Origin of the sequence: Planosporangium spinosum (genome assembly GCF_049999945.1) — a bacterium.
In the GTDB taxonomy this organism is placed as follows: domain Bacteria; phylum Actinomycetota; class Actinomycetes; order Mycobacteriales; family Micromonosporaceae; genus Planosporangium; species Planosporangium spinosum.
In genome coordinates, this window is sequence record NZ_JBLYUB010000015.1 from 171,767 (window position 1) to 187,758 (window position 15,992).

Consider the following 15,992-nt stretch of genomic DNA (forward strand, 5'->3'; position numbering starts at 1 on the left):
CAGCCGCGCGCACCTCCGACGCGGAGCCCGCCTCAGGCGGCGGCCGGGGCGTACCCGTCGCGTGCCGTGAACATGCGTTCCACCTCGGTGGGATCCAGCGGCTTGGCGAAGTGGAAGCCCTGGGCCATGCGGTACCCGAGCGTGTGCAGCCGGTCGGCCTGGGCGCCGGTCTCGACGCCCTCGGCGATCGCGCGCAGCCCCAGAGCCTGCGCGATCTCGATGATGGACGTGACGATCGCCTCCTGCTCGACGGTGCCGGTGACCCCGTCCACGAAGGACTTGTCCACCTTGAGCACGTCGACCGGGCAGGTGCGCAGCAGGCCGAGGGAGGAGTGGCCGGTACCGAAGTCGTCGAGGGCGATCGCGACGCCGAGCGCGTGGATGGCCGCGACCGCTTCGACGGCGCGCCCGCCGCCGAAAACGGCCGTCTCGGTGATCTCGATGGTCAGCCGTCCCGGCTCCAGGCCGGTCTCGGTCAGGATCGCGGCGACGGTCTGCGGGAAGGCCGGCTCGAGCAGCTGGCGGGCGGAGACGTTGACGCTCATCTTCTCCGGCGCCTCGTCGCCGTACTGCCGGTGCCACTCCGCCGCCTGGCGGCAGGCGGTCCGCAGGATCCACTCGCCCAGCGGCACGATCAGGCCGGTGCGCTCGGCGACCGGGATGAACCGGACCGGCGAGACCATCCCGTCCCGCGAGTGCATCCAGCGGACGAGCGCCTCCACCCCGACCAGCTTGCCGGTGGGCAGGTCGACGACCGGTTGGTAGAGCAGGCGCAGCTCGTCGCGTTCCAGCGCGTGGCTCAGCTCGGCGGCGAGCTGGGCGTGCTCGACCGCGCGGGCGTCGAGGTCGGAGTCGTAGTTGACGTACCGGTTCTTGCCCAGCTCCTTGGCCGCGTACATGGCGATGTCGGCGCGGCGGAGCAGGTCGTCGGCGTCGCTGCCGGTGTCGTTGTCGGCCAGTCCGATGCTCGCCTGGATCAGCAGGTCGTGGGTGCCCGCGCTCACCGACTCGGTCAGCGCGGCGATGATCCGCTCGGCGATCGTGCCGCTCTCGCCGGGGCGCAGATCGGTGAGCAGGACCGCGAACTCGTCCCCGCCGAGCCGGGCGACCGTGTCGTCGGGGCGCATGCAGGCGCGCAGCCGGGCACTCACCGCGACCAGCAGCGCGTCACCCACCGCGTGGCCGAGCCGGTCGTTGATGGTCTTGAAGTCGTCCAGGTCGACCAGGGCCACCGCGACGGTACCGGGTTCGGCGGTCGCCACGGCGCGTTCGGTACGCGAGGCGAACAGCGCCCGGTTCGCCAGGCCGGTCAGCTCGTCGTGGGACGCCTGGTAGGCGAGCTGGTCCTGGTAGCGGCGGGTGTCGGAGATGTCGCGGGCGTTGCAGACGATGCCGTTCACGCTCGGGTCGTCCAGCAGGTTGGTGTAGGTGACCTCCATCCACCGCCACGCGCCGTCGGCGTGGAAGACCCGGGCCTGCGCGCGGACGCTCGCGCCCGGCTCACCGTGCAGGGCGCGTACCAGCGCATCGAGCGCCGGCAGGTCGTCGGGGTGTACCGAGTCGTTGGCCAGCCGGCCCGTCCACTCGGCCGGCTCGATGCCGAGGACCCGCCGGGCGCCGGGGCTCAGGTACGTGAAGCGCCCGCCGGTACCGATGATGGTGATGACGTCGTAGGAGTTCTGGACCAGCGACCGGAACCGCTGCTCGTGCCGGCGCAGTTCGAGCATGCTCGCGTCGACGCGGGCCAGCAGTCGGGCGTTGTCGGCGAAGGCGAACAGTTGGCGGACCACCACGAGGACGGTCAGCGTCACCGACCCGACGATCATCAGTTCGAGGTTGTCCGACGAGTGGCGCATCTCCAGCAGCAGCACCGCGTCGGTGCCGGCGACCGCCGCGTACGGCAACAGGTTGAACGTGCGCTTGCGGGGGCGCTCCTGCCGGCGGTCGGTGGTCGCCGCGCGCAGTTGCAGCCGCGCGGCGGTGACGATGCCGAGGTAGACCAGCGGCATCACCGGCATCAGGACGGACAGGTCCGGTCGCTCGGCCAGCAGCGTCCCGTGCGCGCCGAGCATCGCTCCGGCCACGACGGTGCCGCCCAGGGCCCAGCCCGATCGCCGGTCGATGCCGGTCGCCCCGGTCAGGCTCATCTTCAGCGCGGCCAGGACGGTCACGGTGGTCAGCACCACGACCGACATGACGGCCGCGGTGTCGTCGGTGACGGGCCGCCGGCCGGTGCTGTGGTCGGTGATGAAGTACCACAGCATGAGCCCGGCCGCCACGGCCACGATCGCGATGTCCAGGCTGACGGTGAGCCACTCGGTGCGGGAGCGGTGGCGGACCGGCAGTCGCAGCAGCGACCACAGCAGGGTGGTCAGCGCCAGTGCGCCCAGCCCGAGCGAGACCGGACCGAACTGCTGGCGCGGGGCGCCGGGGCCGGCCAGGGAGTCGTACGCGGCGGTGCACACCATGACCGACAGCAGGACGGCGGCGACGGCGACCTGCTGCCAGAACCGCCGCGCGGGCAGGGACAGGCCGGGGGCGCGGGCGACCCGCCGGGCGGCGACGAACCCGGCGATCGGGCCGGCCGGTACCGGCAGCCAGCCGAGGATCGCCGGGCCGAACGGGTACGCCCAGCGCAGCGCGAACCACGCGACCGAGATGACGGCGACGGCGATGCTGATGGCGAGCAGGATCGGCCGGCGTGACCCGGCCGGCCGGCGGTTCGCGTCGTCCCCACTGTCCATGTTCGGCACCCTCTGACCCTGACCCTCTCCCGCAGGTGCGGGACATGGTTCCGGTCGGCCGCCCGGGCCCTGATCTGAGGACTCTTGTTCCGCCAGATCGCGGTTGGCCGACGTGCCTCCCCGTATCGCTCCTGGTCACGGGCGGGGAAACGGGAGGGTGGGGTGGGGCCCGCGGCGCCTGGTGGGCCGCCGGTCGCCTCACCGACAGTAGCTGCTCCGGCGATTACGGTCCGTGACCAACATGGCGGTGGCGAACCGGCCGGTGCGGCTCAGCGCATCCACTCGCCCAGCGGGTCCAGGCAGAACTGGCCGCCCACCAGGTCGTGCACCGGCTCGGCCGGGGCCGGCTCGCCGAACTCCGCGATCAGCTTCGGGGCGAACCGCTCGGCGTCGTCGCCCGAGACGTAGCCGAGGGCCTTCGCGCCCTCCAGCGACCACCATCGTCGGGTGTTGTCGGAGACGCCCCAGACCATTCGGAACCCCACCGCCGGGGCGGACAGGCACGCCTCGACCAGGCGCGCCGCGTCCTCGGGCGCCAGCCAGGTCGCCAGGCCGCGGGAGCCGATCGGCTCCGGGAAGCACGACCCGATCCGGACCGCGACCACGTCGAGGCCGAACCGGTGGTGGTACAGCGCGCCGAGGGACTCGACCGCCGCCTTCGACCAGCCGTAGAAGGTGTCCGGCCGGGCCAGCAGGTCGTCGGGCAGCTCGCTGCCGCCGGCCGGCACGTCGGCGCTGCGCCGGTAGAAGCCCACCGCGTGGTTGGACGACGCCAGGACCACCCGCGACACGCCCGCGTTCACGGCGGCCTGGAGGACGTTGTGGGTACCGACCACGTTGACCCGGAGGATGTCGTCGAAGGGCGCCTCGATCGAGATGCCACCCAGATGCAGCACCGCATCCACGTCCTGGCACGCCTTGGCCACCGCCGCCGCGTCGGTCACGTCGACCACCAGGGTCTCCTCGCCGTCCACCGGGTCGTCGATCTCGACCACGTCCGTCAGGCGCAACGTCCGGCCCGGCGACCTCAACAGGGGGCGCAGCAACCGACCCATGTTCCCGGCCGCACCGGTAACCAACAGCCGACCCACCGGGGCAACCTCCGCATCACGTCCCTATATCGATGGTCAGAATAGTCGGCTGGATGTTCCGATCGTGATTCTTCCGGCCGGCGGAAAGCGTTGCCGTACCCGCGGTGCGGGTGTCCGCGCACGTCAGCGGCGCCGGGCACGGGCACCCGGCAGGACAAGCGGCGGATTTCTCTTTACCGTTGCCCGGGAGGATGCGGCCGGTAGGTCGGCCGTCCGGCACCCGTACCGTCCGCCGGCACGACCCGCACCCCGGCGGCCAGGGCGGCCTCGACCAGCGGCCGGTGCGGCGAGTACCGGCAGGCCGGGTCGGTCACCGACGCGTCGCCGGTGAACTGGTACGCCTGGCAGCGGCAGCCGCCGAAGTCGACCTCGCGCCGCGGGCAACTCCGGCACGGCTCCGACATCCATTCCGTGCCCCGGAACCGGTTGAACGACTCCGAGTCGTACCAGATGGCGCGCAGCGGCCGGGACCGCACGTTCTCCACCGGCAGGTCGGGCAGCAGGTTGGCGACCGGGCAGGGCAGCACGTCCCCGTCCGGGGTCACCGTCACCTGCCACCGCCCCCAGCCACCCATGCAGGGCTTCGGTGTGGCGGCGTGCAGGTCCGCGGTGACGTACGCGATCTCCATCCGGCCGGCGAGGCGCTCGGCGGCGGCCCGTACCGCGGCGTCGGCCGCCCGTACCTGCGCCGCCGTGGGCAGCAGCCAGTCCCGGTTGCGCCGGGCCCACCCGTAGTACTGGGTGTGCGCCAGCTCCAGCCGGTCGGCGCCCATCCGCTCGGCGAGGTCGACCAGGGCGGGGATCCGGTCGAGGTTCTGCCGGTGCAGGACGACGTTCACCGTCAGTGGCCGGCCGCTGTCCTTCACCACCCGGGCCGCGTCCAGTTTGTGCCGCCAGGTTCGGGTACCGCTGATCCGCTCGGCGCCCTCCGGTTCGGCGTCCTGCACGCTGAGCTGGACGTGGTCCACCGGCAGGGCGGCCAGCAGCCGCGCGGACAGGCCCACGCCGCTGGTGATGAGGTTGGTGTACAGGCCGTGGTCGGCGCACGCGGCCGCCAGCTCCGGCAGGTCCGGGCGGCGCAGCGGCTCGCCGCCGGACAGGTGCACCTGGGCGACGCCCAGCGCCGCGGCCGCCGCGAACACCGACACCCAGTCCGCGGTGCCCAACTCGTCGGCGCGGGGGACCAGTGCCACCGGGTTCGCGCAGTACGCACAGTGCAGCGGGCAGGCGTGGGTCAGCTCGGCGAGCATTCCCAGCGGCGGGTACACCGTCATGTCAGCTCCACCAGCTTCTGGTCGGCGAGGTCGCGCAGTAGCTGTTCGACCTCGTGCGCCTCGACGCCGTCGTAGTCGTCGCCGAGCGCGGTGACGATCGCGGTGACGCCGCGCCGCCCGTCGCACAGGGCCAGGACCGCGGCGGCGGTCTCGTTGAGCACGAACACCGCCTCGGGCAGCATGGCCAGCCACTCGCCGCGGGCGGGATGCCAGCGCAGCGACGCGTGGGGCGCCAGCCGCGGCGTCCCGACTCCCGGTGTCATGGCACCGCCCGGTACGCGTAGTCGACGGCGTCCAGCATGGACCACAGCACCTCGCACTTGAGGGTGAGCGCGTCGCAGGCGGCCGCCCGGCGCTCCGGCGTGTCGCAGTAGGACGTGACGACCTCCAACGCGTACGACGCCTCCTTGGGTGCCTGCGCGCACCGCTTCTCGAAGTACGCCAGCCCGTCGGCGTCGATCCACGGGTAGAACCGCCGGAACGCGGCGATGCGGCGCGTCATCAGGTCGGGGGCGAACAGTTCGGTCAGCGAGGACGCGACCCCGGCGGTCCAGTGCGCGGTACGGCAGAACTCCAGGTACCGGTCGACGGCGAACCGGACGCCGGGCAGCACCCCGCGGTCGTCGAGCACCTCGGCGCGGTCCAGGCCGACCGCGTCGCACAGGCGCAGCCAATCGGCCAGGCCGCCGGCTCCCTCGCGCGGCCCGTCGTGGTACACCAGCCGCTCGTACCAGTGCCGGCGCACCGCCTGCACCGGACAGTTCGCGATGACCGCGGCGTCCTTGCGTGGCAGGGACTTCTGGTAGTACCAGCGGTTGGCCACGAACCCGCGGATCTGGTCGGGGGACAGGTGCCCCGCCAGCATCGCCCGCTGGAACGGATGGTTGGCCCAGTACACCTCGGAGCGGCCGCGCAGCCGCGCCACGAACGATTCGACGTCGTCCATCACAGGTCGATCTCCATGCCGTCGTGGGCGACCTCGATCCCGGCCGCCTCGACCCGGTGGCGTTCGGGGGAGTCCTCCATCAGGAGCGGGTTGGTGTTGTTGAGGTGCGTGTAGATCCGCCGGGCAGGCGGCAGCGCCGCGAAGCGCTCCAGGGTTCCGCCGGGGCCGGTGACCGGCGCGTGACCCATCGCGCGCGACGTCCTGCCCGGCAGGCCGACCGAGGCCAGTTCGTCGTCGGACCAGCAGGTGCCGTCCAAAAACGCGCAGTCGGTGTCCTTGAGCTCCGCCGCGATCTCGTCGGTCAGCGCCGGCAGGCACGGGACGTAGGCCAGGCTCGCGCCCGCCGGGTCGGTGAACCGGTAGCCGACCACCGCCGCCGGATCGGGGTCGAGCGCGCCGGCGTAACGGGGCTGTTTCGTCGAACCCGTCGCGACGGCCCGGCAGGACAGCCCGCTCGGCGGGTCGACGACCGTGTCCACGCCCACGGCGAGTTCCCGGGCGTCCACCGGCCGGTACGCCGACAGGATGGCCAGGAGCGGCGCCGCCGCCCGCAGGATCCAGCCCGTCGCGTACACCACGAGCCCGCCGCCCTCGCGTCCGCCGCCCTCGCGTCCGCCGCCCTCGCGCAGCGAGAGCAGGCCGGTGACGTGGTCGAGTTCGGCGTCGGTCAGCAGCACGGCGGTGATCGGGTCGCGCCGCACCGGCCCGGCGGTCGGCGCGAGCCGGGCCAGTTGGGTGCCGAGGTCCGGTGTGGCGTTGACCAGCAGCCACCGCTGCCGGTCGGCGCTGACCGCGATGGCGGCCTGGGTGCGCGTACGGGCCGCACACGTGCCGGCCCGTACACCCGAGCAGTTGCGGCAGGCACAGTTCCACTGCGGGAAGCCCCCGCCCGCCGCGGATCCGAGGACCCGTACCCGCACGTCAGGGACGCAACGGGTCGAGTCCGGCGTACGACGTGACCTCGGCGCCGAGGCGGACCTGTGTCGCCTCGGGCCGTACCCACCGACGGCGGGTCCTGGTGGTGTCGGTCATCTGACCTCCCGTGTTCGTCGTCGGACAGTGACCTGGTGAGCACTGTCCGAAGGCGAATCTAAGCGACGTTCATCGATGTCGGATCGATTCCGGGCCGCCTTTTCGCCCGACGGGAACCTATGCGTGAGGCAACGTACGGATGGGCGACCAACCGTGCGGTCCGCGGATGGGCGACCAACCGTGCGGTCCGCGGATGGGCGACCAACCGTGCGGTCCGCGGATGGGCGACCAACCGTGCGGTCCGCGGATGGGCGACCAACCGTGCGGTCCGCGGATGGGCGACCAACCGCGCGATCGCGAACTGCCCGGTAGCCGGCGCGTCAAACGCCCGGCGCGTCAACCGCCCGCCGTCCCGAGGTACCGACCGACCGCCCGCCGCCCCGAGGTGCCGACCGCCCGCCTGCCGCCCGGACCGCTAAACGGCCTGGCGCAGCCACTCCTCGACGCCGGCGACATGCACGGCCGCCCAGGACCGCGCCAGCTCGGGCTGGCGGGACCGGATCGCCTGGAGGATGGCCCGGTGCTGCTCGTTGGTGCGCGCCGCGGCGCCCTCCTGGGAGATGCCGCGCCAGATCCGGGCCCGTACCGTCGGCGCGGACAGGTTGTCGATCAACGAGGCGAGCACCGGGTTGCCCGACCCGACCGCGATGCGCCGGTGGAACTCCAGGTCGGTGGTGATCAGGCGCTCGATGTCGGGGTCGTCGCCCAGCTCGTCCAGCACCGCGCCCAGCTCGTCGATCGCCTCGTCGCTCATCGCCAGGGCCGCCATCGCGCTCGCCGCGGGTTCGAGGATGCGGCGCACCTCCAGCAGGTGCAGCACGCTGTCGTCGCGGTGGAAATCGGCGAGGAACGACACCGCGTCCAGCAGCAGCTCCGGCCGCAGGCTGGTCACGTAGGTGCCGTCGCCCTGGCGCACGTCGAGCACGCGCACCAGCGACAGCGCGCGGACCGCCTCGCGCAGCGAGTTGCGCGACAGCCCGAGGCGGTTGGCGAGGTCGGCCTCCTTGGGGAGGCGGTCGCCCGGGCGTAGCTGCCCGGAGACGATCATCTCTTTGATGCGTTCGATCGCCTCGTCGGTAATGGCCATGCAGGAAGGATAGGGGCGGGCGCCGACCGGAGCCTCCCTCGATGACACCTTGATCGTCACGACTTCCCGGAAACTGTGGCCTCAGGAGTGGGCCGAGACCACGACTTCCCGGAAGTTGTGACGATCAAGGTTCGCCGGTGTCCGGTCAACGTCGCCGGTGTCCGGTCCCGGTTCAGCGGGCGTCCGGTTCGGGGACGGCCGCCCGGTCGGCCAGGAAGTCGAAGTCGCAGCCGGCGTCGGCCTGCGAGACGTGGGCGGCGTGCAGTGCGCCGTACCCGCGCGGGTACCGGGCCGGTGGCGGGGTCCAGGCGGCGCGGCGGCGGGCCAGCTCCTCGTCGCTCACCTCCAGTGTCAGCCGCCGCCCGGGTACGTCGAGGGTCATGAGGTCGCCGTCGCGTACCAGCGCGAGCGGGCCGCCGACGTGCGACTCGGGCGCCACGTGCAGCACGCAGGCGCCGTAGCTGGTGCCGCTCATCCGGGCGTCGGACACCCGTACCATGTCGCGCACGCCCTGCTTGAGCAGCGTGGCCGGGATCGGCAGCATGCCGTGCTCGGGCATGCCGGGGCCGCCCAGCGGGCCGGAGGAACGCAGCACCAGTACGCTGTCGGCGTCCACGTCGAGATCGTCGTCGTCGATGCGGGCGAGCAGGTCGGCGTACCCGTCGAAGACGACCGCGGGGCCGGTGTGGACCAGCAGCGCCGGGTCGGCGGCGAGGTGCTTGATGACCGCGCCGTCGGGGGCGAGGTTGCCGCGCAGCACGGCCAGCCCGCCTTCGCCCGCGACCGGCTTGTCGCGGGGGCGGATCACGTCGTCGTCGTAGACCTCGGCGCCCGCGACCGCCTCGCGCAGCGTGACCCCGGCGACGGTCGGCCGGTCCGGGTGCAGCAGGTCGGTGATCCGCGCGAGCAGGCCGCGCAGGCCGCCCGCGTAGAAGAAGTCCTCCATCAGGTACGCGCCGCCGGGCCGGATATTGGCCAGCACCGGGGTGCGGCGGGCGGCGGCGTCGAAGTCGTCGACGGTCAGGTCGACCCCGCTGCGGCGGGCCATCGCGATGAGGTGGATGACCGCGTTGGTGGAGCCGCCGAGGGCGAGCACGGTGGTCACCGCGTCGGCGTACGCGTCGGCGGTGAGGATCGTCGACGGCTTCACGTCGTCGGCGGCCAGCGTCACGGCGCGGATGCCGGTGGCGGCGGCGAGCCGGGTGTGCGCCGAGTCGGCGGCCGGGATGGACGCCGCGCCGGGCAGGGTCATGCCGAGCACCTCCGCCACCGAGGTCATGGTGGAGGCGGTACCCATCGTCATGCAGTGCCCGTACGAGCGGGCGATGCCCTGCTCCAGCTCCTCCCACTGGCGGTCGTCGACCAGCCCGGCGCGCCGGTCGTCCCAGTACCGCCACATGTCGCTGCCGCTGCCGAGCACCTCGCCGCGCCAGTTCCCGCGCAGCATCGGACCGGCCGGGAAGAAGATCGCCGGTACGTCGGCGCTGATCGCGCCCATCAGCAGGGCCGGGGTGGTCTTGTCGCAGCCACCCATCAGCACCACCGAGTCGACCGGGTACGAGCGGATCAGCTCCTCGGTCTGCATCGCCAGCAGGTTGCGGTACAGCATCGCGGTCGGCTTGCTGTAGGTCTCCCCGGCGACGGCGCCGGCCGGGATCATCACCGGGTACCCGCCGGCCTGCCACACGCCCCGCTTGACCGCCTCGGCCCGCTCCTTGAGGTGCAGGTGGCACGGGTTGATCTCGCTCCAGGTGTCGATGACGCCGACCACCGGCTTGCCGAGGTGCTCCTCCGCCCCGATGCCCATCTGCCGGGTACGGGCCCGGTGGCTGAACCCCCGGACCCCCTCGCCGCCGTACCAGCGGTGACTGCGTAGCTGCTCCGGTGACCTCACCACGCGCGTCCCTTCCCATGATCGTCACAACTTCAGGGAAGTTGTGGCCTCGGAAGGGTGCTGAGACCACAACTTCCGGGAAGTTGTCCCGATCTTCAGATCGTCAGTGCGATTCGCGTTGCTCGCCGACCCGGGTCACCAGCTGCGTCGGGTTGACGAAGCGCAGCGCGACGACCAGGAGGACGAGCATGGACAGGGTGTAGATGACCGCCATGGCGTCCACCGCCTGCGGCGCCCGGATACCGGCGGCCGACATCGAGTAGTACAGCGTGACGACCAGCGTCTGGCTGCTCGGCCCGGCGGTGAGGAAGGTCAGCTCGAACATGCCGACCGTGCGCACCAGTACCAGGATCGAGGCGGCGAGCACGCCGGGTACCAGCAGCGGCAGCAGCACCTTGGTGAAGATGGCCCGGGTGCTCGCCCCGCACATCCGCGCGGCAGCCTCGATCTTCGGGTCGATCTGCTCGATGAACGGCGTCATCGTGAGGACCACGAACGGCACCGACGGTACGAGGTTGGCCAGGATGACGCCCCACATCGTGCCGCCGAGGTGGAACTTGTAGAGCACCGTGGCCAGCGGGATGCCGTACGCGATCGGCGGCACCATGATCGGAAGCAGGAACGCCAGCGTGACCAGCCGCTTGCCCGGGAAGTTGCGCCGGGCCAGCGCGTACGCGGCCGGTACCCCGATGAGCGCGGAGACCACCACGACGGCCAGCGACACCTGCAACGTCACCTTCAGCACGTCGAAGAGCGCGAACTCCTTCCACGCGTCGGCGTAGTGGTGCCCGGTCATGCCGTCCGGCCACCAGGTGCCGAACCACCGGGTGGAGAACGAGTTCACCACGACGGCGGCGACCACGCCGACCAGGTTGACGAAGAAGAAGATCATGACGCCCCAGACCAGCCACACGCCGGGACGGGCGGTGATTTTCCTGGTCCTGGAGGATTTTCCGTCTTCGGGCACGGATAGCCCTGCGGGACCATGGGCGAGTGCGGTCATCCCTTTCCTCCGGTCGCACCGCGGTACATGCGCCCGCGCCAGGTCAGCACGATGGCGATCACGATGAGCATGACGACCGCCATGATCATTGCGATCGTCGAACCCATCGAGTAGTCGTACTGCTCGTTCGCGGCGTGCACCGCCGCGATCGAGATGACGTGGGTGCTCCTCGACGGGTCACCGACCAGGATCGCCGACGGGAACACCGAGAACGCGAGGACGAACGTCAGGCAGAACGTCATCGCCAGCCCCGGCGACAGCAGCGGGAACGTGATGTGCCGGAAGCGCTGCCACCAGCCCGCGCCCAGGACGGCCGCCGCCTTCTCCAGGCTCGGGTCGATGCCGGACAGGTACGACATGGTGAGCAGGAACGCAAACGGGAAGCCGCTGATGATCAGCGAGAACAGCACGCCCCAGTAGTTGTTGATCAGGCGTACCGGCGAGCCCTCGTCGACCAGTCCGACCGACATGAGGATCTTGTTGAACCAGCCGGCCGGCCCGAAGTACTGGATGATGCCCTCCGCGGTGAGCACCGTGCCCAGCGTGATCGGCACGACCAGGATCGTCGTGATGAGCCGCTTGCCCGGCACCCGGCCGCGCATCCGGTACGCGATCGGCACCGACGCGAACACGTTGATCAGCGCGGCCGGCAGGCCCAGGCGGAGCGTGACCCAGATCGTGTCGCGCAGGTAGGCGTCGGAGAAGAACTTCTGGTAGTTGGCGAACGGGCCGCCGCCCTGCTTCGGCTGGAACGACAGGCCCAGGCCGTAGAGGAACGGGTACGCAAACAGCGCGACCACGAACACCACGCCGGGGAGCAGCAGCAGGAGGACCCGGTCGATGCCCCGCTCGGCGAGCCGGTGCCGCAGCGCCAGCTTCCCGGCCGCCGGCCGCGGGGGCGCCTCGGCCACGACTCCGGTCATGACGCCGCCCCGGCCGGTTCGGCGGCGGGCGCTGCCGCCGCACCACCGGCCGCCGCGCCGGCTGCCGCGAGCGCGTCCGCGTCGGCGGCGAAGACCAGCAGCTTGTCCGCCGGCACGCGGACGGTGACCGCGTCACCGGGTGCGAGCCGGTCGACCGACCGCAGCCGTACCACCTGGCCGCCCTTCAGGTGCCCCTGCACCGCCTGCTCGCGGCCGTGGTACTCGACGACCTCGACGTCGACGGGGATGAGGTTGTCGCCGGTGTCGGTGACCACGAAGTCCTCGGGCCGGATGGCCGCCACGGCCGGGCCGGCGGACAGCGCCTGCCGGGCCGCGCCGGTCGCCGTGAGACCGGGTGCGGTCACCCGGACCGGGTCGCCCTCGCCACCGCCGGCCTCCACCTGTACCGGCAGCAGGTTGCGGTAGCCCATGAAGCCGGCCACGTAGGCGTTGACCGGCGCCCGGTACAGCTCCTCCGGGGTGCCGATCTGCTGCACCACGCCCTCGCGCAGCACGACCAGGCGGTCGGCCAGCGACAGCGCCTCCTCCTGGTCGTGCGTGACGTACACGGTGGTCAGCCCGAGCGACTGGTGCAGCCGCCGGATCTCGGTACGCATCTCCAGCCGGAGCGCGGCGTCCAGGTTGGACAGCGGCTCGTCCATGAGCACCACCGGGGGCTCCAGGACGATCGCGCGGGCGATCGCCACCCGCTGCTGCTGGCCGCCGGAGAGCTGACCGGGCAGCCGGTCGGCGTACGGCAGCAGCTGCACCATCCGCAGCGCCTCGTCCACCCGCCGCCGCGCCTCATCCCGGCCGGTGCGGCGCATCCGCAGGCCGAAGCCGACGTTGCGCCGCACCGACATGTGCGGGAAGAGCGCGTAGTTCTGGAACACCATGCCGAAGCCGCGCTTCTCCGGCGGCAGCGTGTCGATGCGCCGGTCGTCGAGCCAGATACTGCCGCCGGACAGCGGCAGCAGCCCGGCCAGGCAGTTGAGCGCCGTGGACTTGCCGCAGCCGGAGGGCCCGAGCAGCGCCACGAACTCGCCGCCGGCGATGTGCAGGTCGAGCGCCTCGAGGGCGGCGCGGCCCCCGAAGTGCCGGCTGACCTGGTCCAGCCGCAGGTGATCGAACCGGTTATCCGTCATTTCTTCGCCACTGACCCAACTTTTTGGTCCCACAGGTCGTACGCCTTCACCTGCGCGTCGGCGGGCAGCGACGTCTCCTTGGGGTGGCTGGAGATGAGGCCGTCGTACTCGGGACGCCCGAACTGCTTGATGACGTCCTGGCTCGCCTGCGGCGCCATGTCGATGGTCACGCCCTTGACCGCCGGGCCGGGGTAGAAGTAGCCCTTGTCGAACGTGATCGCCTGCTCCTTGGGCTGCAGCGCGAACTTCATCAGGTTGAGGATGGCCGAAAGCTTGTCCTTGTCGATGCCCTTCGGTACCACCATGTAGTGCGCGTCGGTGATCCAGTGGAAGCCGGAGAGCGTGCCGACCTTCATGTCGGCCGGTACGGTGCCCAGCGCTCGGGGGTTGATGTCCCAGCCGGTCGTACTGGCGATGATGTCGACGGTGCCGTTGGCCAGGTCCTTCATCGTCTGCGTGGTGCCGCCGGGGTAGGCCGGCTGGTAGGGCGCCAGCTCCGCGAGGTACGCCCAGGTCTTGTCCCAGGTCGCCGGATCCTTGGGGTTGCTGTCACCGAGGATGTAGGGCAGGCCCATCAGCAGCGTGCGCGCCGGGCCGGAGTTGCGGGGCTGGGCCCACTCGACCTTCTGGGGGTGCGCCTTGGCGTACGCCAGCAGCTCCTCGACGGTCGTCGGCGGGTTGGGCACCGTCTTCGGGTTGTACTCGATCAGCGGTCCGGCCGGGTACTCGGTGACGACGACGCCGTACCCCTGCGCCAGCTCCTGCATCTTCTTCGCGTCGTCGGTGTAGACGTCGTTCAGTGCCGGCAGCTTGGAGTTGTGGTCGGGGGTCAGCTTCAGCCACAGGTTCTGGGCGATCCCGGCGGCGAGCGCGTCGGTGCCGGTGAGTACCAGGTCGATGTCGAGGCGCCCGGCGTCCTGCTCCGCCTTGATCTTCGGCGGTAGCTGCGGCGCGGTCGCGGTGGTGGTGACGAACTTGGAGACGATGTCCGGGTGTGCCTTGGCGAAGTCGTCGAGGATGCCCTGCGTCAGTTGCAGGTTGCCGGCAACGTCGACGACGTTGATGACCTGCGGCTTCGACGGCTTGTCCGGAACCGCCGTACCGGCGCCGGAGGAGCCGTCGTTCTTCGTTCCGGTGTCGGGTGCACTGCACCCCGCCGCCGCGAGCGCCGCGGCGACGGTTAACACGCAGGCGTACCGGCGCACGCCGGTACGACGGGACGGGGTTCTAGTCATCGTTGTCGGTTCCCTTTCCGGGGCCGGACGGCGGCGCGGGTCGGTCCGCCGATGGGTGATTGGCGGCGGGAGCGGTGGTCGCCCGCACGATCAGGTTGGTGCTCAGCTCGCGGGACGGGACGGGGTGGCCGTCCTGCTCGGAGCCGGACTGAGCGAGGAGAAGGTCGACGGCGGCGCGGCCGGCCGCCTCCATGGGCATCGCGACGGTGGTCAGCGGCGGGGCGCAGACCGCGGCGTACAGCAGGTTGTCGAAGCCCACGACGCTGATCTCGTCGGGTACCGCGACCTGGCGGTCGGCCAGCCGGGACAGCACGCCGAGGGCCATCAGGTCGTTGTAGGCGATGATGGCGGTGACGCCGCTGGCGAGCGCGAGGTCGGCGGCCTGGACGCCGCCTTCGAACTTCGGCTCGAACGGGCCGAACTCGACGACCGCCAGGTGCCGGCGGGCCGCGGCGGCGCGCAGGCCGCGCCGGCGTTCCCGGTTGGACCACGCGTTGTGCGGCCCGTTGAGGTAGGCGCACCGCCGGTGCCCGAGCGCGGCGAGGTGGTCGACCACCTGTTTCATGCCCCTGGCACTGTCCATGAAGACCGCCGGTACGCCCCGCAGTCGGCGGTTGAGCAGCGTCAGCGAGGTGACCGACGCCAGGGCGTGTAGCTGGCTGTCGCTGGAGAACGGCGCGCAGATGATGACGCCGTCGACCTGGCGGGCCATCGACCGCACCAGTGCCTCCTCCGCGGTCGCGTCCTCCTCGCAGTCGGCGAAGAAGACCGCGTACCCGCTCGCGCGGGCGCGGGCCTGAACGCCGCGCAGCACCCCGGTGTAGAACGGGTTCCCCAGGTCGGGCACCACGATGCCGATGTTGCCGGTCCGGCCGGTGATCAGGCTCTGTGCGGCCGGGTTGGGCTGGTATCCGAGTTCGCGCGCGGCGGCCAGGACGCGGTCGCGGGTGGTGCCGCGGACGTGGTGGGACGCGCTCAACGCGCGCGACACCGTGGACGCGGAGACCTTGGCCCTGCGGGCGACGTCATGGATCGTTACCGGCACCGAACCGCTCCACCTGGTCGTGATGACATTCTCTGCAATCGTTTGTGGAGCGAGTCAATCGGCGCCCTGCGATCGCGTCAACCCTTCAATCCGGAGCATAGGAGCCCGTCTATTCGTCTTTCATGACAACGGACATAACGCCTATCTGGCCACCGGTGCCGAGGTCGATCGCCTACCGCCAATGTCGATGGTGGCGCCGGTGCGTTTCTTCCGTCGGGTGGAATGCGTTCCACGGGTCGGATGAATCCGTTGACCGTGCGCCCGTCCCGGTGGTACACCGCCTGGAAAGGTTTTCAGGCCCGCTACCGTGACCGGCGCCGACCACGGGCGGCCAACGGCTCCGGCGGCGTACCCGCCAAAATGATCTCCCCGCAGAACCTGGCGATCGGCGCCGCGTCGATCGACCGGGTCGGGGAGGAGGGAACCGTGTTCCGCGCGGTGTCCGGCTGGAGCGTGCTGCTGCTGTTCGCCCTGTGCACGCTGGTGTACCTGCAGTCCACGCCGGTGCTGGGCTGGGTGGTTCCGTGACTCTCGCGGCATCGTGGTGGGGGCGGGCCCCCCGCGCCCGGCGCG

The 15,992-nt window shown here is 71.5% G+C and carries 15 protein-coding genes; 1 reads left to right on the forward strand and 14 read right to left on the reverse strand.

Annotation, left to right across the window (positions count from 1 at the left end; genetic code table 11):
- Positions 1–32 precede the first annotated feature (32 nt).
- The 14 genes from ACNTMW_RS20720 to ACNTMW_RS20785 form a co-directional block, all read right to left on the reverse strand.
- Positions 33–2,744, reverse strand: a complete 2,712-nt coding sequence (locus tag ACNTMW_RS20720) for a putative bifunctional diguanylate cyclase/phosphodiesterase (protein WP_426635344.1) — start codon at positions 2,742–2,744, stop codon at positions 33–35.
- A gap of 269 nt (positions 2,745–3,013) precedes the next feature.
- Positions 3,014–3,835, reverse strand: a complete 822-nt coding sequence (locus ACNTMW_RS20725; protein WP_426635345.1) for an NAD-dependent epimerase/dehydratase family protein — start codon at positions 3,833–3,835, stop codon at positions 3,014–3,016.
- Between the two features lie 173 nt (positions 3,836–4,008).
- Positions 4,009–5,109: a pyrroloquinoline quinone biosynthesis protein PqqE gene (gene pqqE, locus ACNTMW_RS20730; protein WP_426635346.1), complete on the reverse strand. Its 1,101-nt coding sequence runs from the start codon at positions 5,107–5,109 to the stop codon at positions 4,009–4,011.
- A complete protein-coding gene (gene pqqD / locus ACNTMW_RS20735; protein ID WP_426635347.1) occupies positions 5,106–5,372 on the reverse strand; it encodes a pyrroloquinoline quinone biosynthesis peptide chaperone PqqD in 267 nt (88 codons plus the stop codon). The genes pqqE and pqqD overlap by 4 nt, the downstream gene beginning before the upstream one ends.
- Positions 5,369–6,055 carry a pyrroloquinoline-quinone synthase PqqC gene (pqqC, locus tag ACNTMW_RS20740; RefSeq protein WP_426635348.1) on the reverse strand — a complete coding sequence of 229 codons (687 nt, stop codon included), beginning with the start codon at positions 6,053–6,055 and terminating at the stop codon, positions 5,369–5,371. The genes pqqD and pqqC overlap by 4 nt, the downstream gene beginning before the upstream one ends.
- Complete coding sequence (pqqB, locus tag ACNTMW_RS20745; protein ID WP_426635349.1) at positions 6,055–6,975, reverse strand: pyrroloquinoline quinone biosynthesis protein PqqB; 921 nt, start codon at positions 6,973–6,975, stop codon at positions 6,055–6,057. Before pqqB ends, pqqC begins: the two co-directional genes overlap by 1 nt.
- A gap of 1 nt (position 6,976) precedes the next feature.
- Positions 6,977–7,087: a pyrroloquinoline quinone precursor peptide PqqA gene (gene pqqA, locus ACNTMW_RS20750; RefSeq protein ID WP_426635350.1), complete on the reverse strand. Its 111-nt coding sequence runs from the start codon at positions 7,085–7,087 to the stop codon at positions 6,977–6,979.
- Between the two features lie 415 nt (positions 7,088–7,502).
- Positions 7,503–8,174, reverse strand: coding sequence for a FadR/GntR family transcriptional regulator (locus tag ACNTMW_RS20755; RefSeq protein ID WP_426635351.1), 672 nt, complete (start codon positions 8,172–8,174; stop codon positions 7,503–7,505).
- 172 nt (positions 8,175–8,346) lie between these two features.
- Positions 8,347–10,068: an L-arabinonate dehydratase gene (araD, locus tag ACNTMW_RS20760; RefSeq protein ID WP_426635352.1), complete on the reverse strand. Its 1,722-nt coding sequence runs from the start codon at positions 10,066–10,068 to the stop codon at positions 8,347–8,349.
- 103 nt (positions 10,069–10,171) lie between these two features.
- Positions 10,172–10,981 (reverse strand): ABC transporter permease, encoded by an 810-nt coding sequence (locus ACNTMW_RS20765; RefSeq protein ID WP_426635353.1) that lies wholly within the window; start codon positions 10,979–10,981, stop codon positions 10,172–10,174.
- Positions 10,982–11,067: 86 nt separating this feature from the next.
- Positions 11,068–11,994 carry an ABC transporter permease gene (locus ACNTMW_RS20770; RefSeq protein WP_426635354.1) on the reverse strand — a complete coding sequence of 309 codons (927 nt, stop codon included), beginning with the start codon at positions 11,992–11,994 and terminating at the stop codon, positions 11,068–11,070.
- Positions 11,991–13,139: an ABC transporter ATP-binding protein gene (locus ACNTMW_RS20775; protein WP_426635355.1), complete on the reverse strand. Its 1,149-nt coding sequence runs from the start codon at positions 13,137–13,139 to the stop codon at positions 11,991–11,993. Before ACNTMW_RS20775 ends, ACNTMW_RS20770 begins: the two co-directional genes overlap by 4 nt.
- Positions 13,136–14,374 (reverse strand): extracellular solute-binding protein, encoded by a 1,239-nt coding sequence (locus ACNTMW_RS20780; RefSeq protein WP_426635356.1) that lies wholly within the window; start codon positions 14,372–14,374, stop codon positions 13,136–13,138. The genes ACNTMW_RS20775 and ACNTMW_RS20780 overlap by 4 nt, the downstream gene beginning before the upstream one ends.
- Complete coding sequence (locus tag ACNTMW_RS20785) at positions 14,367–15,419, reverse strand: LacI family DNA-binding transcriptional regulator (protein ID WP_426635358.1); 1,053 nt, start codon at positions 15,417–15,419, stop codon at positions 14,367–14,369. Before ACNTMW_RS20785 ends, ACNTMW_RS20780 begins: the two co-directional genes overlap by 8 nt.
- Positions 15,420–15,659: 240 nt before the next feature.
- Here ACNTMW_RS20785 and ACNTMW_RS20790 point away from each other — a divergent pair, with 240 nt between their 5' ends.
- The gene (locus tag ACNTMW_RS20790) at positions 15,660–15,947 is read left to right on the forward strand and encodes an L-lactate permease (RefSeq protein ID WP_426635359.1); all 288 of its coding nucleotides are present in this window, start codon (positions 15,660–15,662) and stop codon (positions 15,945–15,947) included.
- Positions 15,948–15,992 lie beyond the last annotated feature (45 nt).